General features: G+C 66.0%; 21 protein-coding genes, 1 tRNA gene and 1 riboswitch. Of the genes, 17 read left to right on the top strand and 5 right to left on the bottom strand.

What is annotated here, in order from left to right:
- The first annotated feature begins 33 nt into the window (after window positions 1–33).
- Window positions 34–233, top strand: a riboswitch (cobalamin riboswitch).
- Window positions 234–333: 100 nt separating this feature from the next.
- The gene (locus DC366_RS02340; protein WP_108690552.1) at window positions 334–600 is read left to right on the top strand and encodes a hypothetical protein; all 267 of its coding nucleotides are present in this window, start codon (window positions 334–336) and stop codon (window positions 598–600) included.
- Between the two features lie 17 nt (window positions 601–617).
- On the opposite strand, the gene DC366_RS02335 is transcribed toward DC366_RS02340, so the two are convergent.
- Window positions 618–694: transfer RNA gene (locus tag DC366_RS02335), tRNA-Ile, on the bottom strand.
- Window positions 695–802: 108 nt separating this feature from the next.
- On the opposite strand from DC366_RS02335, the gene purM reads away from it, so the two are divergent.
- The 3 genes from purM (at window position 803) to rnd (ending at window position 3,685) form a co-directional block, all read left to right on the top strand.
- Window positions 803–1,849 (top strand): phosphoribosylformylglycinamidine cyclo-ligase, encoded by a 1,047-nt coding sequence (gene purM / locus DC366_RS02330; protein ID WP_108690551.1) that lies wholly within the window; start codon window positions 803–805, stop codon window positions 1,847–1,849.
- A complete protein-coding gene (purN, locus tag DC366_RS02325) occupies window positions 1,846–2,439 on the top strand; it encodes a phosphoribosylglycinamide formyltransferase (protein ID WP_108690550.1) in 594 nt (197 codons plus the stop codon). The genes purM and purN overlap by 4 nt, the downstream gene beginning before the upstream one ends.
- 88 nt (window positions 2,440–2,527) lie before the next feature.
- Window positions 2,528–3,685, top strand: coding sequence for a ribonuclease D (gene rnd / locus DC366_RS02320; protein ID WP_108690823.1), 1,158 nt, complete (start codon window positions 2,528–2,530; stop codon window positions 3,683–3,685).
- Between the two features lie 10 nt (window positions 3,686–3,695).
- Here rnd and DC366_RS02315 read toward each other — a convergent pair whose 3' ends face one another.
- Window positions 3,696–4,217 (bottom strand): hypothetical protein, encoded by a 522-nt coding sequence (locus DC366_RS02315; protein WP_108690549.1) that lies wholly within the window; start codon window positions 4,215–4,217, stop codon window positions 3,696–3,698.
- 146 nt (window positions 4,218–4,363) lie between these two features.
- On the opposite strand from DC366_RS02315, the gene DC366_RS02310 reads away from it, so the two are divergent.
- Window positions 4,364–4,774 (top strand): SufE family protein, encoded by a 411-nt coding sequence (locus DC366_RS02310; RefSeq protein WP_108690548.1) that lies wholly within the window; start codon window positions 4,364–4,366, stop codon window positions 4,772–4,774.
- A gap of 96 nt (window positions 4,775–4,870) precedes the next feature.
- Here DC366_RS02310 and purL read toward each other — a convergent pair whose 3' ends face one another.
- The gene (gene purL, locus DC366_RS02305) at window positions 4,871–7,036 is read right to left on the bottom strand and encodes a phosphoribosylformylglycinamidine synthase subunit PurL (protein ID WP_108690547.1); all 2,166 of its coding nucleotides are present in this window, start codon (window positions 7,034–7,036) and stop codon (window positions 4,871–4,873) included.
- Between the two features lie 130 nt (window positions 7,037–7,166).
- On the opposite strand from purL, the gene DC366_RS02300 reads away from it, so the two are divergent.
- Both DC366_RS02300 and DC366_RS02295 read left to right on the top strand, forming a co-directional pair.
- Window positions 7,167–8,198, top strand: a complete 1,032-nt coding sequence (locus DC366_RS02300) for a pyridoxal-phosphate dependent enzyme (RefSeq protein ID WP_108690546.1) — start codon at window positions 7,167–7,169, stop codon at window positions 8,196–8,198.
- On the top strand, window positions 8,195–9,325 hold the full coding sequence (locus DC366_RS02295) for a M24 family metallopeptidase (RefSeq protein ID WP_108690545.1): 1,131 nt from the start codon (window positions 8,195–8,197) through the stop codon (window positions 9,323–9,325). The genes DC366_RS02300 and DC366_RS02295 overlap by 4 nt, the downstream gene beginning before the upstream one ends.
- Window positions 9,326–9,354: 29 nt before the next feature.
- Here DC366_RS02295 and mazG read toward each other — a convergent pair whose 3' ends face one another.
- Window positions 9,355–10,182: a nucleoside triphosphate pyrophosphohydrolase gene (gene mazG / locus DC366_RS02290; protein ID WP_108690544.1), complete on the bottom strand. Its 828-nt coding sequence runs from the start codon at window positions 10,180–10,182 to the stop codon at window positions 9,355–9,357.
- An 88-nt stretch (window positions 10,183–10,270) separates the two neighbouring features.
- On the opposite strand from mazG, the gene speB reads away from it, so the two are divergent.
- The 5 genes from speB to DC366_RS02265 all read left to right on the top strand — a co-directional run bounded on the left by speB (window position 10,271) and on the right by DC366_RS02265 (window position 14,534).
- A complete protein-coding gene (gene speB / locus DC366_RS02285; RefSeq protein WP_108690543.1) occupies window positions 10,271–11,242 on the top strand; it encodes an agmatinase in 972 nt (323 codons plus the stop codon).
- A 49-nt stretch (window positions 11,243–11,291) separates the two neighbouring features.
- Window positions 11,292–11,699 carry a DUF1499 domain-containing protein gene (locus DC366_RS02280; RefSeq protein ID WP_108690542.1) on the top strand — a complete coding sequence of 136 codons (408 nt, stop codon included), beginning with the start codon at window positions 11,292–11,294 and terminating at the stop codon, window positions 11,697–11,699.
- A 52-nt stretch (window positions 11,700–11,751) separates the two neighbouring features.
- Window positions 11,752–12,801 carry a peptide chain release factor 1 gene (gene prfA / locus DC366_RS02275; protein ID WP_108690541.1) on the top strand — a complete coding sequence of 350 codons (1,050 nt, stop codon included), beginning with the start codon at window positions 11,752–11,754 and terminating at the stop codon, window positions 12,799–12,801.
- Window positions 12,798–13,634 (top strand): peptide chain release factor N(5)-glutamine methyltransferase, encoded by an 837-nt coding sequence (gene prmC / locus DC366_RS02270; protein WP_108690540.1) that lies wholly within the window; start codon window positions 12,798–12,800, stop codon window positions 13,632–13,634. Before prfA ends, prmC begins: the two co-directional genes overlap by 4 nt.
- A 246-nt stretch (window positions 13,635–13,880) precedes the next feature.
- Entirely contained in the window at window positions 13,881–14,534 is a 654-nt protein-coding gene (locus DC366_RS02265) for a DUF4167 domain-containing protein (RefSeq protein WP_108690539.1), read from the top strand.
- Between the two features lie 332 nt (window positions 14,535–14,866).
- Here the strand turns inward: DC366_RS02265 and DC366_RS02260 are convergent, their stop codons facing one another.
- Window positions 14,867–15,772: a LysR family transcriptional regulator gene (locus DC366_RS02260; protein WP_108690538.1), complete on the bottom strand. Its 906-nt coding sequence runs from the start codon at window positions 15,770–15,772 to the stop codon at window positions 14,867–14,869.
- Window positions 15,773–15,937: 165 nt separating this feature from the next.
- On the opposite strand from DC366_RS02260, the gene DC366_RS02255 reads away from it, so the two are divergent.
- From DC366_RS02255 to DC366_RS02235, 5 genes are all read left to right on the top strand, one after another.
- Window positions 15,938–16,750, top strand: coding sequence for a glutamate racemase (locus tag DC366_RS02255; protein WP_108690537.1), 813 nt, complete (start codon window positions 15,938–15,940; stop codon window positions 16,748–16,750).
- 72 nt (window positions 16,751–16,822) lie between these two features.
- Window positions 16,823–17,851, top strand: coding sequence for an N-acetyl-gamma-glutamyl-phosphate reductase (gene argC / locus DC366_RS02250; protein ID WP_108690536.1), 1,029 nt, complete (start codon window positions 16,823–16,825; stop codon window positions 17,849–17,851).
- A gap of 30 nt (window positions 17,852–17,881) precedes the next feature.
- A complete protein-coding gene (gene ccmE, locus DC366_RS02245; protein ID WP_108690535.1) occupies window positions 17,882–18,328 on the top strand; it encodes a cytochrome c maturation protein CcmE in 447 nt (148 codons plus the stop codon).
- A 79-nt stretch (window positions 18,329–18,407) separates the two neighbouring features.
- The gene (locus tag DC366_RS02240; RefSeq protein ID WP_108690534.1) at window positions 18,408–19,019 is read left to right on the top strand and encodes a holin-associated N-acetylmuramidase; all 612 of its coding nucleotides are present in this window, start codon (window positions 18,408–18,410) and stop codon (window positions 19,017–19,019) included.
- Window positions 19,010–19,588 carry a holin family protein gene (locus tag DC366_RS02235; protein ID WP_108690533.1) on the top strand — a complete coding sequence of 193 codons (579 nt, stop codon included), beginning with the start codon at window positions 19,010–19,012 and terminating at the stop codon, window positions 19,586–19,588. The genes DC366_RS02240 and DC366_RS02235 overlap by 10 nt, the downstream gene beginning before the upstream one ends.
- The last annotated feature ends 43 nt before the right edge of the window (window positions 19,589–19,631 follow it).

The raw sequence follows: 19,631 nt of genomic DNA, 5'->3' as shown, positions 1-19,631 counted from the left end.
CGCGATGAATCATTGCGCGCCCCGCCGCGTTGCGCCAATCTGAACGTCCATGGTGCCGCCCCGCTTGGTGGAGAATTGGGAAGCCGGTGCAAATCCGGCACTGCCCCCGCAACGGTAAGGGTGGGCGATACGGCATGATGCCACTGGGCCGATGGCCTGGGAAGGATGCCGGATCACGGGCCGCCGCGCCCAGCCCCTCAAGTCCGGAAACCAGCCCTGGACAAACGTCAAGCCGCGGGGGGCGGTGCGGGCGCTGTTGGCGGCTCTTGCACCACGGCCTTGCGCATCCCTTCGCCCCATCCGGCCCGGGGTGCGGCCGGGGAGTGAAGATGAATGACTGCCATACAGATCCTGATGGGACTGGAGCGAAGCGATGCCGCCGGGCGCGAGGCCGATGCCGCGGCGCGCATGGGTTTTCTGGAATGGGCCTTTGCTCTTCCGGGCGAGGCAACCCCCGAAGCGGCGCGCGCCGCGCATGGCTCCTGCACGGCCTGCCGCCCGGCCAGCGCTGCCGCGCAAGCCTTTGTTGCCTATCTGCAGCAGGCCGGATGCAGGATGCACCGCCCCGTGCGGCGGGGGCGGGCGGCACGGCTGCATTGAGCGGGTGACGAGAGGGATGGTAGGCCCGGCAGGACTTGAACCCGCAACCAAAGCGTTATGAGCGCTCTGCTCTAACCAGTTGAGCTACAGGCCCTCCCATGCCTCGCGTCCTACGCTGAGCGACGCGGGCGCGTCAAGGCTTTGAGATTGCGAAACCCGCGATGATCGGCTAACCCGCGCAGGATATTCAGGGAGTGCCGCGATGACCGAGTCCAAGAATGGTGTGAGCTATGCCGATGCCGGCGTTGATATCGACGCGGGCAATGCGCTGGTCGAGCGGATCAAGCCCGCGGCCAAACGCACGGCGCGCCCCGGCGTGATGTCGGGTCTCGGCGGCTTTGGCGCGCTGTTCGATCTGAAGGCGGCGGGCTATCACGATCCGGTTCTGGTGGCCGCGACCGACGGTGTCGGCACCAAGCTGCGCATCGCGATCGACACGGGTAACGTGGACGGCGTGGGCATCGACCTTGTGGCGATGTGCGTCAACGACCTGGTTTGCCAAGGCGCGGAGCCGTTGTTTTTCCTGGATTATTTCGCTACCGGCAAGCTGGACACCGATCAGGCGGCGCGCATCATCGAGGGGATCGCGACGGGCTGCGAGCGCTCCGGCGCGGCGCTGATCGGCGGCGAGACGGCGGAGATGCCGGGCATGTATCCTGCGGGCGATTTCGATCTGGCGGGCTTTGCCGTCGGCGCGATGGAGCGTGGCAGCGCGCTTCCCGAAGGTGTGGCCGAGGGCGATGTGCTGCTGGGCCTTGCCAGCGACGGGGTGCATTCCAACGGCTACAGCCTCGTGCGCAAGCTGGTCGATATGTCCGGTCTGGGTTGGGACGCCGATTGCCCGTGGGCAGAGGGCACGCTGGGCGAGGTTCTGTTGGCGCCGACGCGGCTCTATGTCAGGCCCGCCTTGGCGGCGATCCGCGCGGGCGGGGTACATGCGCTGGCCCATATCACCGGCGGCGGCCTGACCGAGAACCTGCCGCGCGTGCTGCCCGAGGGGCTTGGCGCCGACATCGATCTGGGCGCGTGGGATTTGCCCGGTGTCTTCGACTGGCTGCAAAAAACCGGCGGTATGGAACAGTCCGAGCTGCTCAAGACCTTCAACTGCGGCATCGGCATGATCGTGAGCGTGGATAGCGCCCGGGCCGATGCGCTGGCCGATCTGTTCGCCGAGCAGGGCGAGACGGTGCACCGCATCGGCCGCGTGACCAAGGGCGCCGGTGTCCGCTATGGCGGCGCGCTGGCGTGAGCAGGCGGGTCGCCATCCTGCTGTCCGGCAGCGGCTCCAACATGGTCGCGCTTCTGGACAGCATGACCGGCGATCACCCGGCGCGCCCGGCACTGGTGCTGTCGAACCGGGCGGACGCGGGCGGGCTGCAAAAGGCCGCGGCGCGCGGCGTTCCGACCGAGGTGGTCGATCACCGCCCGCACGGCCCGGACCGCGCCGCGTTCGAGGAGACGCTGCACGCGCGCCTCATGGATTACCGGCCCGACATCATCTGCCTTGCGGGATTCATGCGCGTTCTGACCGAAGGTTTCGTCGCGCGCTGGCAGGGGCGGATGATCAATATCCACCCCTCGCTTTTGCCCAGGTATCGCGGGCTCGATACGCATGCCCGCGCGCTCGCCGCAGGCGATGCCGAGGCCGGCTGCACCGTACACGAGGTCACGGCCGCGCTGGATGACGGTCCGATCCTCGGCCAGGCGCGCGTGCCTGTCGTTGACGGCGATACGCCTGAAACGCTGGCCGCGCGCGTGTTGCAGATGGAGCATCGCCTCTATCCTGCCGTCCTGCGCCGGTTCGCGTCCGGTGACCGCAGCCCGGTGTGGCTGCCGTGAGCGCGCGGCGCATCCAAACCCGTTTCAATCTCCGCCGCATTGCCGTATAGCGGCGCAGCCGACATCAGCGAAAGAAGCATTTCCCTTGATCCAGACCATCACCACCACGGACGCCCTGATCGAATTCTGCACCCGCGCCGCCCAGCATCCCTATGTCACCGTCGACACCGAGTTCCTGCGCGAGCGCACCTATTATTCCAAGCTGTGCCTCGTGCAACTGGCCTATCCGGGCGAGGGCGACGAAACCGCGGTTCTGGTCGATCCCCTGGCCGATGGTCTGTCGCTGGAGCCGCTCTATGCGCTCTTCCGCAACGAGGATGTGGTCAAGGTTTTCCACGCCGCGCGGCAGGATCTGGAGATCTTCTATGTCGATGCGGGGCTGATCCCCACGCCGCTTTTCGACACGCAGGTCGCCGCGATGGTCTGCGGCTTTGGCGAGCAGGCGGGATATGAAACGCTGGTCAAGCGCATCGCCAAGGCGCAGGTCGACAAATCCTCGCGCTTCACCGACTGGTCGCGCCGCCCCCTGAGCGATGCGCAGAAGAAATACGCGCTGGCGGATGTGACCCATCTGCGCAAGGTCTACGAGTATCTTGCGCGCGAGCTGGCCAAGAGCGGGCGCGACAAATGGGTGGCCGAGGAATTGGCCGTGCTGACCAGCCCCGAGACCTACATCACCCGTCCCGAAGACGCATGGCAGCGCATCAAGACGCGCAACAATTCCGGCAGGTATCTTGCCATATTGCGCGAATTGGCCAGCTTTCGCGAAAAATACGCGCAGATGCGCAATGTCCCGCGCAGCCGGGTCTACAAGGACGATGCGTTGGCGGAACTCGCCGCGACCAAACCCGCCAGCGTCGAGGATCTGGGGCGCTCGCGCCTGCTGCTGCGCGAGGCGCGCAAGGGCGACATCGCCGATGGCATCCTGAAGGCCGTGGCCGATGGACAGGCCGCCGCGCCGGAGGATCAGCCCGAACCTGACCTGAGCCGCGACAAGATGCAGGTGAACCCGGCGATCGCCGATCTTCTGCGCGTGCTGCTGAAGGGCGTGGCGGATCGCGAAGGGGTGGCGTCGAAATTGATCGCCACCGCGTCCGACCTGGACGCTATCGCGGCCGGCCAGCGCGACCTGCCCGCGCTCAGCGGATGGCGCCGCGATGTCTTCGGCGCCGAAGCGCTGCGGCTTTGCGACGGAAAGATCGCGCTGCGCGTCAAGGGCAGCACGATCGAAACGGTCGCGCTTTAGCGCGTCGCCCTCAGCGGCGCGATGTGGCGGTGGTGGTCTGGCTCAGAACCGTCACGCCGCGCAGCCCGGACAGGGTCTGGCGGCTGACGAACTGCCCGGCATTGACGCGGCGCGTCTGCTCGGGGCCTTGTGGCGTGTCGGCGCGCTGAATGGCGCGCATCGTGTAGGTCAGCACGCCATCCACGGGCACGCCGCCATTTTCCGGCCAAAGGCGCACATCAAAGGCGCCCTGGCGCAGCGATAGCCCGGTGGCCTTGACGATTGCGCCGCCTGCCGAGGGCTCGACCACGACATTCTCGACCGCATAGATCGGGGTGCCGACATATCTTTCGGCCTCCGATCTGCGCCGGAAGATACTGTCGCTTTGCTCGGGGATGAGCGGATTGGCAGCGGCCGTGCCCGCAGGCGCCGCGCGCTCCACGGTGCGGCTCGGGCCGAACCAGTTTGCCGGATTTGCCCGCGACTCGCGCAGGCCCGAGCATCCGGCCAGTGTCAGGCTGGAAATCGTCAGAAGTGTTACCAGACCGCGCATCGGCAAAAGCCCCTTTTGGCCATTATATTCGGCCCGGACCCTAGCAGGCCGCGCGCCCCGAGTGCAAGGCGGCGCAGCGCGGCGGGGTGGACGTTTGTGCCCTGCGCCGCTACCTGATCTGCACGCAGCAAGTCAAAGGACGTACCATGGCCCAACCCCAATTCGAAGAGATCGTCGAGGATTTCGAGTTTCTGGACGACTGGGAAGACCGCTATCGCCACGTGATCGAACAGGGCAAGGCGATGGAGCCGCTGGACGCCGCGCTGAAAGTGCCCGCAACAAAGGTCGAAGGCTGCGCCAGCCAGGTCTGGCTGCATCCGCAGATCGAGGGCGGCACGTTCCGCTTTGACGGGGACAGCGATGCGCTGATCGTGCGCGGCCTCATCGCGGTTCTGCGCGCGCTTTATAATGATCTGCCCGTGGCCGAAGTGCCCGCGGTCGATGCGGGCGGCGAGCTGGCGCGGCTTGGCCTGACCGATCACCTGTCGGCGCAGCGCTCGAACGGGCTGCGCGCGATGATCGAGCGGATCAGGCTGGTCGCATCGCAAGCGTCGTGAGCGCGGCCACCGGCGGGATATGGGTATTTGTCCCAAGAAAAAGCCGGGAATCGCGCCACGGCCTTCATCTTGGCAAAAATACTCGAAATCCGCCGCTTAAGCGAACCTGTCGGCAAAGCTGGTGCGGAACAGGTGGCTGAGCCCGTCCAGCGGTGCCTCGGATTTGCCGATGCGCACCGTGTCTCCGGTGAATTTGCCGACGCTGGTGACGGTGACGCCCGCGCGGCCCGCCTCGGACATCAGCGCCTCGGCCTGATCGAAGTTGCACGCGATGAGATAGCGCGCCTGATCCTCGCCAAAAAGCGTTGCGGTATCGGCCTCGTCCAGCTGCACGCCGACGCCCGCGGCCTCGGCCATCTCAAACGCGGCAAGGGCAAGCCCCCCGTCGCTGAGGTCCGTGCAGGCGCGGATGAGGCTGTGATTTGCGCGGATGAAGCCGCCATTGCGCCGCTCGGCCTCCAGATCCACCGGGGGGGCGTCGCCCTCGATGCGGTTGAATACTTCGGCCAGGAGGGCGGACTGGCCCAGATGGCCGTGCGTGTCGCCGACCATGAGGGCCACGTGCCCGTCGCGGGCCTGGCCGATGATCGCCTCATCCTCATGCGCGATCAGGCCTACGGCACCGATGGTCGGGGTCGGCAGGATCGCCGAGCCGTCGGTCTCGTTGTAGAGCGACACGTTGCCTGACACGATCGGCATGTCCAGCGCCTCGACAGCGGCGCCGATCCCCTTGATCGCGCTGACCAACTGGCCCATGATTTCGGGCTTTTCGGGATTGCCGAAATTGAGGTTGTCGGTGCTGGCAAGAGGCTTCGCGCCCAAGGCGGAAAGGTTGCGATAGGCCTCGGCCACGGCCTGCTTGCCGCCCATCTCGGGATTGACCTGCACGTAGCGAGGCGTGACGTCCGAGGTGAAGGCCAGCAGTTTGGGCGTGCCATGCACGCGGATCAGACCGGCGCCAAGGCCGGGGCCCCGCACGGTATCGGCCATGACCATCGTGTCATATTGCTCGTACACCCATTCGCGGCTGCAATAATTGGGCGAGGATATCAGCGCGCGCAGCGCGTCGATGGGGTCGATCTGCGGCACGGAGCTTGCATCCAGCGCGTCCGGCGCGGGCGTCTCCACCCAGGGGCGGTCATATTCGGGGGCGGTGCCCGACAGCGCCGCCAGCGGCAGATCGGCCTTGACCACGTTATTGTGCATGATCAGGAACCGGTCCTCGGCGATCGTTTCGCCCACGATGGCGAAATCGAGGTCCCATTTTTCGAACACGGCGCGGGCCTCGGCCTCCAGCGACGGCTCCAGCACCATCAGCATGCGTTCCTGGGATTCAGACAGCATCATCTCGTAGGCGGTCATGCCGTCCTCGCGCTGCGGCACGGCCTCGAGGTTCAGGCGCACGCCGAGGCCGCCCTTGTCGCCCATTTCCACGGCCGAGCAGGTGAGGCCCGCCGCGCCCATGTCCTGGATCGAGATGACGGCGCCGGTCGCCATCAGCTCCAGCGTCGCTTCCATCAGGCGCTTTTCGGTGAAAGGGTCGCCCACCTGCACGGTCGGGCGCTTGTCCTCGATGGAATCGTCGAACTCGGCCGAGGCCATGGTCGCGCCGCCCACGCCGTCGCGGCCGGTCTTGGCGCCGAGATAGACAACCGGGCGGCCGACGCCAGAGGCGGCGGAGTAGAAAATCTTGTCAGTGTCGGCGAGGCCCGCGGCGAACGCGTTGACGAGGCAGTTGCCGTTATAGGCCGCGTCGAACCGCAGCTCGCCGCCGACGGTGGGCACGCCGAACGCGTTGCCATAGCCGCCGATCCCCTCGACGACGCCATGCACCAGCTGGCGGGTCTTGTGGTGATCCGGCTCGCCGAAGCTGAGCGAGTTCATCGCCGCAATCGGGCGCGCGCCCATGGTGAAAACGTCGCGCAGGATGCCGCCCACGCCGGTCGCCGCGCCCTGATAGGGTTCGATATAGGACGGGTGGTTGTGCGACTCCATCTTGAAGACGACGCATTGGCCGTCGCCGATATCGACGATGCCGGCATTCTCGCCGGGCCCGCAAATGACCTGCGGGCCGGTGGTGGGCAGGGTGCGAAGCCATTTCTTGGAGGATTTATAGCTGCAATGCTCGTTCCACATGGCCGAGAAGATGCCGAGTTCCGTAAAGGTCGGCTCGCGGCCGATGATGTCGAGGATGCGCTCATACTCGTCCGGTTTCAGCCCGTGGCTGGCGATCAGGTCGGGGGTGATGTCCGGCTCGTTCATGGTGCAAGATTCCTTCGGGCTGCTGGCTTGGCGCCTCTTTATGCCATTGCGCGCGAGGGGGGAAGGGGCAGGGGCCTTGACGCCGCAGGATGTGGCGCGTCCAATACCGCCCAGATGAGGGAGGCGCATCATGCAACTCGACGAAAACCCGTGGCGCGGCAAGGGCCTGCCGGATCCGGCGCTGGAGGGCATCCCATGGCCCAGCGTCGATGCCGAGGCGCCGCGCGCCTTGCTTGCGCGCTGCCCGGCGGCGGGGGCGACGCCGCTGGTGCGGGCCGAGGGCTATGGCCCGCCCGTCTGGGTCAAGGACGAGCGGGCGCGCATGAACCTTGGCAGTTTCAAGGCCTTGGGCGCCGCCTATGTGATCGCCCACGAGGCGGCGCAGGTCGGCGGCGAGGATATGATGCGCAGCCTGGAGGGGCGCACATATGTCACGGCCAGCGCCGGCAATCATGGGCTTTCGGTGGCCGCGGGTGCGGCGCTGTTCGGCGCGCGGGCGGTGATCTATCTGGCCGAGCCGGTGCCGGAGAGTTTCGCGGATCGCCTGCGCGCGCGCGGCGCCGAGGTGGTGCGCGCGGGTCGGCATTACGAGGCCAGCATGGACGCCGCGTCCAGGGCGGCCGCCGATAACGGCTGGACGCTGCTGTCGGACAGCTCATGGCCGGGCTATACCGATCTGCCGCATCGCCTGATGGAAGGGTATCTGGCGCTGGCCCATGAGGCGACCGAGCAGATGCCGGATGTGCCGACCCATATCCTGCTGCAGGCCGGCGTGGGCGGGTTGGCGGGCGCTTGCGCGGCCTATTTCCGCAATGTCTGGGGCGATGTGCCCACCATTGTCGTGGTCGAGCCGGAGGCGGCCCCGGCGCTGCATGCCTGCATCAAGGCGGGCAAGTTCGTCAGCACGTCGGGGCCGGTGTCGAACATGGGCCGTCTGGACTGCAAGGAGGCGTCGCTGATCGCGCTGAAGGGGCTGGCGCGCGATGCGGATGCCTTTGCCCTGATTTCCGATCACGAGGCATCGGCCGCGCTGGCCGAACTGGCCGAGATCGGGCTGGAGACATCCGAATCGGGCGGCGCGGGCCTTGCGGCGCTCAGCCATATGGGCCTGGCCAATGACGCGCGCGTTCTGTGCATCCTCAGCGAAGGACCGGCCGAGTGACACGCGGCTTTGCGCCCGGCGAGTTTCAGGCGCGGGTGGCCGCCGCGCAGGCCCGGATGGCGGCGGCGGGCCTTGGCGCGCTGCTGCTGACGACCGAGCCGGATGTGCGCTATTTCACCGGCTTTCTGACGCGCTTCTGGGAAAGCCCCAGCCGCCCGTGGTTCCTGGTGCTGCCCGCATCGGGCGCGCCGATCGCGGTGATTCCCAGCATCGGTGCGGCGCTGATGGCGCAGACATGGATCGAAGATATCCGCGTCTGGCCCGCGCCTGACCCCGAGGATGACGGCATCAGCCTGCTGGCCGCCACCTTGCGCGAGGTCGGCGGGCAGGTGGGCGTCCCGTCAGGCCCTGAGAGTTACCTGCGCATGCCGCTGAACGCATTTGCCGAGGTGAAGGCCGCCAGCGGGCTGCACTTCGCCCGAGATCATGGCATTGTTGCCGCCCTGCGCGCGGTCAAGTCCGAGGCGGAGATCGCCAAGATCGCCCATGCCTGCGCCATCGCGGGCCGTGCCTTTGACCGGGTGGGCGAGATTGCCCGCGAAGGCGTGCCGCTGAGCGCCGTCTTTCGCGATTTTCAGCGACTTTTGCTTCAGGAGGGCGCCGATCTGGTTGCCTATATCGCGGGCGGCGCGGGGCCAGACGGGTATGGCGACGTGATCTCGCCTGCGACCGATGCGCCGCTGGCGCGGGGCGATGTCCTGATGCTGGACACGGGCGCGGTATGGGACGGGTATTTTTGCGATTTCGATCGCAATTATGCAGTCGGCGCCGCGTCTGGCAACGCCGCGCTGGCCCATGCGCAACTGGCCGAAGCGGTGGAGACCGGATGCGCGGCCGCGCGGCCCGGCGCGCGCGCTTGCGATGTCCATGCCGCGATGGCTGCGATCATCGGGGCGGGCGAGGGGGCAGGGCGTTTGGGGCATGGTCTGGGGATGCAGCTAACCGAGGGGCTGTCGCTGATCCCGCAGGACCGGACCGTGCTGGAGCCGGGCATGGTGATCACGCTGGAGCCGGGAGTGACCACCGGGCCGGGCACGATCGTGGTCGCCGAAGAGAATATCGTGATCCGGGACGGCGCGGCGCAGCGGCTGACCCGGTTTGCAGGCCCTGCGCTGCCGGCTGTGTAGGGCCCGCGAAAATTCGCGAATTTTCGGCGCTAGGACGCGGGTGCTGCGCCCTTTTCCTCGGCCTTGGCGCGGTTCCAGAGCGCGTCCATCTCGGCCAGATCGCTTTGCTCCGGCGTCTTTCCTTGCGCGGCCAGAAGCGATTCGATCCGGGCGAAGCGGCGCGTGAATTTGGCATTGGCGCGGCGCAGGGCGGCTTCGGGATCGATCTTCATGTGCCGCGCGAGGTTGGCCATGACGAAGAGCAGATCGCCGAACTCCTCCTCGGCATGGAGGGCATCACCGCTGGCCTGCGCCTCGGCCAGTTCGGCCATCTCCTCGGCGATCTTGTCCAGAACGCCCTTGGTGCCGGGCCAGTCAAAGCCCACCCGCGCGGCGCGCTTTTGCAGCTTGATCGCGCGCAGAAGGGCCGGCAGGCCGAGCGCCACCCCGTCGAGCGTGCCGGTCTCGGCCCGCGCGGCGCGCTCGGCGGCCTTTACCATCTCCCAGTCGCGGGTTTGCTGCGCCGCCGTCTTGTCGCGGCTCTCATCGCCGAAAACATGCGGATGGCGCGCCACCATCTTGTCCGCGATGCCGTTCGCCACATCGGCAAAGTCGAAAAGGCCGCGATCCTGCGCGATCTGCGCGTGAAACACGACCTGAAGCAGCAGGTCGCCGAGCTCGCCGCGCAGATCGGACCAGTCGGCGCGCTCGATGGCGTCCGCGACCTCATAGGCCTCCTCGATCGAGTACTTCGCGATGGAGGCAAAATCCTGCTCGATATCCCAGGGGCAGCCGGTGTCCGGATCGCGCAGCGCGCGCATGATCTGCAACAGGCGGGGCAGGCCGCCCTCGGGATCGTGGATCAGGCTGTGGCTCATCTTGGTCTCCTTGGCAGCATTGACTTGCACCCGGCCGGGTTTCTCCGTCAGGGTAGCGCCGGAACGCAAGCCGGACAGGGATCGCACGATGGGACTGGAAGACGCAAGCAGCACGGTGGACGAGGCATTCACCCGCAAGGATAACCGCGGCCTCAGCTTCGAGAATACCTTCGGCGGGGCGACATCGTTCCTGCGGCGCCGCTATACCAAGGACCTGGCGGGGGTGGATATCGCGGTGACAGGCGTGCCCTTCGATCAGGCGGTGACGAACCGGACGGGCACGCGGCTGGGCCCCCGCGCGATCCGCGAGGCGAGCGCGCTGCAGACCGCCGATGCGCCCTATGGCTGGGGCTATGACCCGATGGAGGCGTTGAACATCGTCGATTACGGCGATCTGGCCTTTGACTACGCGATGGTGCCGGAGTTTCCGGGGCTTTTGACGGCGCATGTCAAAGGCATACTCGATGCGGGCGCGGCCAGCGTCGTGCTGGGCGGCGATCATTATATCAGCTTTCCGATTCTCAAGGCCTACGCCGAGAAATATGGCCCGATGGCCTTGCTGCATTTCGATGCGCACACGGACACGTGGCAGGACGACAATTTCGAGCGGATCGACCACGGAACGATGTTCTACAAGGCGATCAAGCTGGGGCTGATCGACCCCGCGCGCTCGGTCCAGGTGGGCATTCGCACGACGGTGCCGGACGCGATGGGGATGAACATCATCGACGCGCGCGAGGTGCATGAAGGCGGCACGGCGGCGGCGGTGTCGAAGATCAAGGGCATCCTTGGCGATGCGCCGGTTTACCTGAGTTTCGACATCGACGCGCTGGACCCGGCCTTTGCGCCCGGCACCGGCACGCCGGTCTGGGGCGGGCTGACCAGCGCGCAGGCGTCGATCATGCTGCGCGATCTGGCGGGGATCGACCTGAAGGGGGGCGATATCGTCGAGGTGTCGCCGCCCTTTGACACCAGCGGCGCCACGGCAATTGCGGGGGCGCATGTTGCCACGGCGATCATCTGCCTGCTGGGGTGGAACAGCCACGGCGGCGGCGTCTGATGATGGCGTGGGATCTGAGTATTTTTCGCCAAGATGAAGGGGTCCGGGCATGAAGTGGATCGGCATCGGTGCGGGGCTGCTGGTTCTTGTGGTGCTCTCGGGAATGGCCTGGATCAGGCTGGCGCCGGATGACGCGGAGCGCTGGCACCGCTTGCCCGCCAGCGTATCGGATGCGGACATGGAGGGCGGCGTGATGCGCGTCCTGCCGGGCGATCTGGCGGAGTTGGACCGGATCATCCGCGCCGAGCCGCGCACCCGTGTACTGGCCGGATCCGTGGCCGAGGGGATGGTGACCTATGTCACGCGCTCGCGCGTCTTTGGATTTCCCGATTATACGACCGTGGCGCAGCGCGGCGGCGATCTGGTGCTGCATGCGCGGCTGCGCTATGGCAAGTCGGATATGGGCGTGAACAAGGCGCGCGTGGAGCGGTGGCTGGACGCGCTGCGGCAGGGATGACGCCGCGCGCGTGCCCTTGACCAAATCCCCCGGATGAAGGACATGGGCGCTCATGGTGCCATTGGACAGACTGGAACAGATTGCGCAGCGTTTCGAGTTTCTCGAAGCGAAGATGTCGGCGGGCGGCGGCGACATTGCCGCGCTTGGCCGCGAATATGCCGAACTGCGCCCCGTGGTCGAGCAAATCCGCGAATACAAGGCGCTGATCGCGGATATCGACGGGGCGCGTGCGCTGCTGGATGATCCGGAGATGCGCGCGCTGGCACGCGACGAGCTGGAGACGCTGGAGGCGCAGTTGCCCGAGGCCGAGGCGGCCTTGCAACTGAGCCTTTTGCCAAAAGACGAGGCCGATGCCCGCCCGGCCATGATCGAGATACGCCCCGGCACCGGCGGCGACGAGGCGGCGCTTTTCGCGGGCGATCTGCTGCGCATGTATCAGCGCTATGCCGAGGGGCGCGGCTGGACCATGGATCTGATCGAGATGCAGCAGACCGAGCTGGGCGGGATCAAGGAGGTGGTCGCGCATATCAAGGGCAACCATGTCTTCGCCCGGCTGAAGTTCGAAAGCGGCGTTCACCGGGTTCAGCGCGTGCCCGAAACCGAAAGCGGCGGGCGCATCCATACCAGCGCGGCCACTGTTGCGGTGCTGCCTGAAGCCGAGGATGTGGACATCAAGATTGATGCGAACGATTTGCGCATCGACACGATGCGCAGCTCCGGCGCGGGCGGACAGCACGTGAACACAACCGATTCGGCCGTGCGGATCACGCATGTTCCCACCGGGATCGTCGTCACCAGCAGCGAGAAGTCGCAGCACCGAAACCGGGAAATTGCCATGCAGGTGCTGAAGGCGCGGCTTTACGACGCCGAGCGGCAGCGCGTGGACAGCGCGCGCAGCGCCGACCGCGCCGCGCAGGTCGGCAGCGGCGACCGGAGCGAGCGGATACGGACCTATAATTTCCCCCAGGGGCGGATGACGGATCACCGGATCAACCTGACGCTCTACAAGCTGGACCAAGTCATGGCCGGAGATCTGGACGAGGTGATCGATGCGCTGACCGCCGATGCGCAGGCGCGGATGCTGGCCGAGATGGGCGCGTGAGCGCCGCGCTGGTCGACCTGCTGCGCAACGCCACGGAAGAGTTGAGCGATGCCGGGATCGAGGGCGCGGCGCGCGATGCGCGGCTGCTGCTGGCGCATGCCGCGGGGCTGAGCGCGGCGCGGCTGGGCGCGGAGCTCGGCGAAGCGGCCGCGCCGGAAGTGGCCGCGCGATTTCAGCAGATGATCGGACGGCGTCTTGCGCGCGCTCCGGTCTCGCACATCACTGGCAAGCGGTTCTTTTTCAACCACGAATTCATCGTGACGCCCGACGTTCTGGACCCGCGGCCCGAGACCGAGACGCTCGTTTTGGCCGCGCTTGAAGGGCCCGTTCGCCGCGTTCTGGACCTCGGCACGGGGTCTGGCGTGATCTTGCTGTCGGTGCTGGGCGCGCGGGAGGATGCCAGCGGGCTGGGCACGGATCTGTCGCCCGCGGCGCTGGGCGTGGCGCGGCAGAATGCGGCGCGGCTGGGCGTGGAGGCGCGCTGCGCCTTTCGCGTGTCGGACTGGTTCGCGCAGGTGGAGGGGCAGTTTGACCTGATCGTGTCGAACCCGCCCTATATCGCGCTGGACGAGATGGAGGATCTGGCGCCGGAACTGGCGCATGAGCCGCGCATGGCCCTGACCGACGGCGCAGGCGGCCTGACCGCCTATCGCGCGATCACGCGCGATGCGGGCCGGTTCCTGACACCCGGCGGGCGGCTGATGGTCGAGATCGGTTGGCGCCAAGGGGCGGATGTGGCGGCGATGATGCGCGCCGCCGGGCTGCGCGATGTGGCAATCTTGCCGGATATGGATGGGCGCGATCGGGTGGTTCTGGGGCGGTCTGCGACGTGATTCAGGCGCGCATGCGTGGCAATTATCCGCTTTTTCCAGCATAAAAGGGCCTAATTCGCGCTTTTTCTCTTGTGCGGGCCGCTTTGGCATGATTACTGGAAGTGTCGACGCGGTGGATACCCGGCCTGATGGGTGGTCCCGCTCGACGCCAAGCCAACATAACCGACACCCGGTTCCATTTCATAGGCGCATCGGGCGCCCCTCGGGTTCACCACGGTTCTTAAAACAAGGCTGGACAGCAGTTATATGAGATCTTCGAAGTCACGTTCGCGCAACAAGCCGAACAGAAATCGCTCGAATTCGGTGGGCAACGTGGTCAACCGCGTTTTCGACAGCTCGGGCCCCGAGGGCAAGGTGCGCGGAACACCGCAGCAGATCATCGAGAAATACAATCAGCTGGCACGCGATGCGCAGCTGTCCAATGATCGTGTCGCGGCCGAGAACTTTCAGCAGCACGCCGAACATTACCTGCGCTTGCTGGGCGAGGCGCAGAAGGAAATCGACGCCAAGCGCGAGCAGCAGGAACGCGAGAACCGCGACCGTCAGGCGGAGCGCGATCGCGAGCGCCCGCAGCGCGAGTCCGATGACGAGCGCGGCACCGATCCGGCAAATGCACCGCAGCCCGGCACGTCGGGTGACAGGGACGCGGGCAAGCACGACACAGCGCCGGGCGACGGCGATGAGGGCAGCACCCTTGTCGAGACGCCGGAAAGCAAGCCCAAGCGCGCGCCGCGCAAGCCGCGCCGTGCAGCATCGCAAGACGGCGACGACAGCGGTAGCGCTGGCGCTGCGTCCGATCAGCCTGCCGCACCCAAGGCCCGCGCCCCGCGCAAGTCCAAGGCCAAGCAGGACACGCAGACTGCGCCCGACGGCGCCCCCTCGGACACCGCGGCGGAGTGATCGCTGTTTGACCGGTGCATTCATTTGATGCTGGCTGAAGGTTTCAGCCGGAGCGACCGGGCGTGGCATGGGCTGCGCCCGGTTTTTTGCGGGCCGTGAATGCACGCATGGCGGGATGAGCCTGCGCACTAGATCGGCGCCGCGATGAGGGCACGCCAAAAAAAAGGCCGAGCACTAAGCTCGGCCATAGTCCAACAGGGAGGTATGAAGGAAACGCCGTAGCGGTGTTGCCTTCAAAGCAGCAGTTAGTGCTTGATTCCCTGCCAATCAAGAGAAATGAATGAAATATCAGACATGGCCGCTATGCAAAAAACGCATAGCATTGGGGCGCGTCACGTAATCTTATGTTCTTTCAGGTTTTTCCTGTAAGAAAAAATTTCTTCCTGTACGAAATCACGGAAGGCGGCGATCCGTTGGGAATGGCGCAGCTCTTCGGGGTAGGCCAGATAAACGGGCACCTCGACCGACTCAACCTCGGGTAGCACGCGGACGAGATTCGGAAAATCAAATGTCAGGTAGTCGGGCAGGATGCCGATTCCCAGGTTGTGAATGACCCCCTGCAGCACGCCGAAATAGTTGTTGACGTGCAGCATCGACTGGATGTCGTTGGCCATCAGCTCCTGAACCAGATAGCTGGCCGCGCTCACCTGCGCGGAATTGACGTTCTGGCAGATCAGGCGATGGTCTGCCAGATCCTCGACCGTTTTGGGGATGCCGCGCTGCGCCAGATAGGCGGGCGAGGCGAACAGGGCGATGTGAACGCTCATCAGACGCTTGCGGATCAGGTCGGCCTGGCTTGGCTCTTTCATGCGGATGGCCACATCGGCCTCCCGCATGGGCAGATCCAGAACGCGCTCTTCCAGCATCAGATCGATCTTGAGGTCGGGGTATTTCTCGTAAAGCTTGGCCAGCCGCGGCGCCAGCCAGAGCGTGCCGAAACCGATGGTCGTGGTCACCCGCAATTCGCCGAATACCTCGTCCTCGCTGTCGCGGATGCGCGCGGTCGCGGTATTGAGCCGCTTCATCATGGCGCGCGTGGCATCGAACAAAAGCTCGCCCTGCTCGGTCAGGATCAGGCCGCGGGCGTGGCGGTGAAACAATGTGGTGTCGAGCGACTCCTCCAGCGCGCGGACCTGTCGCGACACCGCCGATTGCGACAGGTGGAGCAGATCCCCGGCATGGGTCAGGCTGCCTGCATCGGCGACGGCGTGAAAAATCCTGAGCTTGTCCCAATCCATACCGTGCAATCCGCCTGTGATGTTCAAAATCCAGCCTTAGCAAATAAACGGGCAGGGTGCACCGATTGATCGCCGGGGTCGGCAAATATGTAATCTGCTGTGCGATATGGCAAACGGTGACGCGGCCAGCTAAAAGCGCGGTGAGAAAAACGAAGGGGCAGGCAGATGGCCGTAGGCATTTTCGACAGCGGGCTGGGCGGACTGACCGTATTGCAGGCGGTAATGACGCGACTGCCCGATCAGCCGCTGGTGTATCTGGGCGACAACGCGAACGCGCCTTACGGGGTGCGCACGCCTGACGACATCTTGTCGCTGACGCGCGCCGGGGTGCAGCGGCTGTGGGATCGGGGCTGCGATCTGGTCGTGCTGGCGTGCAATACCGCCTCGGCCGCGGCGCTGCGGCGCATGCAGGAGGATGGCGTGCCGCAGGGCAAGCGGGTGCTCGGCGTGTTCGTGCCGCTGATCGAGGCGTTGACGGAGCGCGAATGGGGCGACAACTCCCCTCCGCGCGAAGTGGCGCTGCGCCACGTGGCGCTGTTTGCCACGCCTGCGACGGTCAGCAGCCGCGCCTTCCAGCGCGAGCTGGCGTTTCGCGCCATTGGCGTCGATGTGGAGGCGCAGGCCTGCGGCGGCGTGGTGGACGCGATTGAGGATGGCGACATGATCTTGGCCGAAGCGCTGGTGCGCAGCCATGTCGAGGCGCTGCGCCGCAAGATGCCGCAGCCGCAGGCGGCCGTTCTGGGCTGTACCCATTATCCGCTGTTGCAGGATGCCTTTGCCGCGGCGCTGGGGCCGGATGTCACGGTCTATTCGCAGCCCGCCCTCGTGGCGCAAAGCCTGACGCATTATCTTGGCCGCCATCCCGCCATGGCCGGGACGGGCGGCGGGATCGAGTATCTGACCACGGGCGATGCCGCGCGCGTGTCGGACCGTGCCACGCAGTTTCTGCAGCGGCAGGTGACGTTTCTTCCGGCCTGAACACTTGCGCCTCTCTGCCGCATGGCGCGGCGCCCCCCTATGGCCTAGAAGGCCCACAAGACAAGGTACGACATGACGCATGACATCGCCATTCTGGGCGCTTCGGGCTATACCGGAGCAGAGCTGGTCCGCCTGATCGCGACGCATCCGGGGATGCGCATCAAGGCGCTTGGCGCCAATTCCAAGGCCGGGCAATCCATGGCCGAGGTGTTCCCGCATCTGCGCCATCTGGATCTGCCGGACCTCGTCACGATTGACGAGATCGACTTTTCCGCCATCGATCTGTGCTTTTGCGCGCTGCCCCACGCCACCAGCCAGGAGGTGATCGCAAGCCTGCCGAAAGACCTGAAGATCGTCGATCTCAGCGCCGATTTCCGCCTGCGCGATCCGGCTGTGTACGAAAAGTGGTATGGTAACAAGCACGCCGCGCTGGATTGCCAGTCCGAGGCTGTCTATGGCCTGACGGAATTCTACCGCGACGAGATCCGCAGCGCGCGTCTGGTGGCGGGCACCGGCTGCAACGCCGCCACGGGCCAATATGCGCTGCGTCCGCTGATCGCGGGCGGGCTCATTGATCTGGATGACATCATCATCGACCTCAAGACCGGGGTCAGCGGCGCGGGCCGCAGCCTGAAGGAGAACCTGCTGCATGCCGAGTTGAGCGAGGGCACACATGCTTATGGCGTCGGCGGCACGCACCGTCATCTGGCCGAGTTCGATCAGGAATTCTCGGCCATCGCCGGGCGCCCCGTCCAGGTTCAGTTCACACCGCATTTATTGCCTGCAAACAGAGGGATATTGGCCACTGTTTATGTCAAGGGTGGGGCGGCAGAGATACATGGAGCGCTATCGCGGGCCTATGCGGAGGAGCCGTTCCTGCAGGTCTTGCCCTTCGGCCAGACCCCGAGCACGCGGCATATCCGGGGCAGCAATTTTTGCCACCTCGGCGTCAGCGGCGACCGAGTGCCGGGCCGAGCCATCGTGATCGCGGCGCTGGACAACCTGACCAAGGGCTCCAGCGGGCAGGCCTTGCAGAACGCCAATCTGATGTTAGGTGAAAATGAGACGACTGGCCTGATGCTGGCGCCGGTGTTTCCGTAGAAAACGACTTGAAGAATGTGAGGCAAGGCGATGAGATCGCTCAAGAAGAAACGCCGAATTCAGATCATTCTCGTGGCTGCGGTCGCGCTGGTGCTGTCCACCGCGCTGATCGGCTATGCGATGCGCGACGGGATCAACTTTTTCCGCTCGCCCAGCGAAGTGATGGCCGCGCCGCCAGCCCCCGGCGAGGTGTTCCGCATCGGCGGGCTGGTCGAGGCTGGTACCCTGGTGCGCGGCGCGGGATCGGAAATCCGCTTTGCCGTGACCGATGGCGGCGCGAGCGTCCCGGTCAGCTATGTCGGTGTTCTGCCTGATCTTTTCGACGAGGATCAGGGCATGGTCGGCCTTGGCAGCTATGACGGCACCACCTTCCGCGCGACCGAGATTCTGGCCAAGCATGATGAGACCTACATGCCCAAGGAAGTCGTCGATGCGCTGAAAGAGCAGGGCGTCTACCAGGCACCGGACGCGGATTAAGCGCAGCCTTAACCAATTGCACGCCACGGTTTGCCACGGCCGCAGATCCTCTTCGGCCCGTGAATGCAAAGGCTGTGGCATGGAACAAGTGCGCGAAATTGCTCGTGAAATCGTCGCCCGCGAGGGCGGCTTCGTCAATGATCCGGACGATCCGGGCGGGGCTACGAAATATGGTGTCACGGTTCACACGATGCGCCGGTTGGGGCTGGATCCCACCGGGGACGGGAAAATCGATGCCGAGGACGTGCACCGCCTTACCGCCGCCGAGGCCGAAGATATCTTTGTGCAACATTACTACCAGCGGCCGGGTATCGGCCGGCTGCCGCAGATCCTGCGCGCCAGCGTCTTTGACATGTATGTCAATGCCGGGGCGAACGCGGTGAAAATCCTGCAGCGGCTCTTGGGTCAGATGGGCCAACAGGTGCAGGTCGACGGCCTGATCGGCCCGCAAACCGTGGCCGCCGCGGACGCTGCCGCAGGCGCCGCTCCGGGTCATTTGGCCGATGCCTATGCGATTGCGCGGCGCAACTATTACCTGCGCCTTGCCGATCGCCGCCCCGCCAGCCGCAAATACGCGCGCAGCCGCGCCGGCACCAAGGGCGGCTGGATCCTGCGCGCCGAGGCGTTCATGTCGCCGCGCTATCACATGACGGACGCGGAATTTGCCGCGCGGGTGGCGCGATGGGATTGATCGGCAAGATTTTCGCAACGCTTTTTGGCGACAACCGCAACGTGATCGCCCGCACCGCCGAGGTTTTCCGCGAAAACGCCGAGGCCGGTGCCGCCCGCCAGTCGGCCGAGCGCGGCGCGGCGCTCAGCCAGTTCGAAAAGGAGTTCGCGGCCGCGCGGGCGTCCGGGTTCGACAGGTTCATGGACGGCGTCAACCGCCTGCCGCGCCCGGCGCTCGCGCTGGGAACGCTGGGCCTGTTCATCGCGGCGATGGTCGATCCTGTGTGGTTCGCCGCGCGCATGCAGGGCATCGCGCTGGTGCCCGAGCCGCTTTGGTGGCTTCTGGGCGTGATCGTGTCATTCTATTTTGGCGCGCGTCATCAATACAAGGGCCAGAACTTCCAGCGCTCGATCGTGCAAAGCGCCGCGCGTGCGCCGCAGATTGCGGCCAGCATCGCGGCGCTGGAAAGCGCACATGCCAGCCAGACCGGCACCGCGCAGGATGACGATCTGTCCGCGCTCGCAGACCGCGAAGAGGCCAATCCGGCCCTGCAGGCATGGCGCGCGCGCACGTATCGCCGGGACCGCTGAGGCGCCCGCGACAATCTGAACCGCCCCGCGCGCCCGAATCCCT

Origin of the sequence: Pelagivirga sediminicola (genome assembly GCF_003072125.1) — a bacterium.
Taxonomy (GTDB): domain Bacteria; phylum Pseudomonadota; class Alphaproteobacteria; order Rhodobacterales; family Rhodobacteraceae; genus Roseovarius; species Roseovarius sediminicola.
The sequence above is the reverse complement of the archived record's forward strand: the minus strand, read 5'-3'. Positions and strand labels throughout refer to the sequence as shown.

Coding starts and splice junctions, on each gene's coding strand:
- argC (WP_108690536.1), top strand. CDS start 16,823: ATGACGCATGACATCGCCATTCTGGGCGCTTCGGGCTATACCGGAGCA.
- prfA (WP_108690541.1), top strand. CDS start 11,752: ATGGTGCCATTGGACAGACTGGAACAGATTGCGCAGCGTTTCGAGTTT.
- DC366_RS02265 (WP_108690539.1), top strand. CDS start 13,881: ATGAGATCTTCGAAGTCACGTTCGCGCAACAAGCCGAACAGAAATCGC.
- mazG (WP_108690544.1), bottom strand. CDS start 10,182: ATGAGCCACAGCCTGATCCACGATCCCGAGGGCGGCCTGCCCCGCCTG.
- DC366_RS02310 (WP_108690548.1), top strand. CDS start 4,364: ATGGCCCAACCCCAATTCGAAGAGATCGTCGAGGATTTCGAGTTTCTG.
- DC366_RS02240 (WP_108690534.1), top strand. CDS start 18,408: ATGGAACAAGTGCGCGAAATTGCTCGTGAAATCGTCGCCCGCGAGGGC.
- purL (WP_108690547.1), bottom strand. CDS start 7,036: ATGAACGAGCCGGACATCACCCCCGACCTGATCGCCAGCCACGGGCTG.
- DC366_RS02280 (WP_108690542.1), top strand. CDS start 11,292: ATGAAGTGGATCGGCATCGGTGCGGGGCTGCTGGTTCTTGTGGTGCTC.
- DC366_RS02255 (WP_108690537.1), top strand. CDS start 15,938: ATGGCCGTAGGCATTTTCGACAGCGGGCTGGGCGGACTGACCGTATTG.
- purM (WP_108690551.1), top strand. CDS start 803: ATGACCGAGTCCAAGAATGGTGTGAGCTATGCCGATGCCGGCGTTGAT.
- speB (WP_108690543.1), top strand. CDS start 10,271: ATGGGACTGGAAGACGCAAGCAGCACGGTGGACGAGGCATTCACCCGC.
- ccmE (WP_108690535.1), top strand. CDS start 17,882: ATGAGATCGCTCAAGAAGAAACGCCGAATTCAGATCATTCTCGTGGCT.
- DC366_RS02300 (WP_108690546.1), top strand. CDS start 7,167: ATGCAACTCGACGAAAACCCGTGGCGCGGCAAGGGCCTGCCGGATCCG.
- DC366_RS02315 (WP_108690549.1), bottom strand. CDS start 4,217: ATGCGCGGTCTGGTAACACTTCTGACGATTTCCAGCCTGACACTGGCC.
- DC366_RS02340 (WP_108690552.1), top strand. CDS start 334: ATGACTGCCATACAGATCCTGATGGGACTGGAGCGAAGCGATGCCGCC.
- DC366_RS02260 (WP_108690538.1), bottom strand. CDS start 15,772: ATGGATTGGGACAAGCTCAGGATTTTTCACGCCGTCGCCGATGCAGGC.
- DC366_RS02235 (WP_108690533.1), top strand. CDS start 19,010: ATGGGATTGATCGGCAAGATTTTCGCAACGCTTTTTGGCGACAACCGC.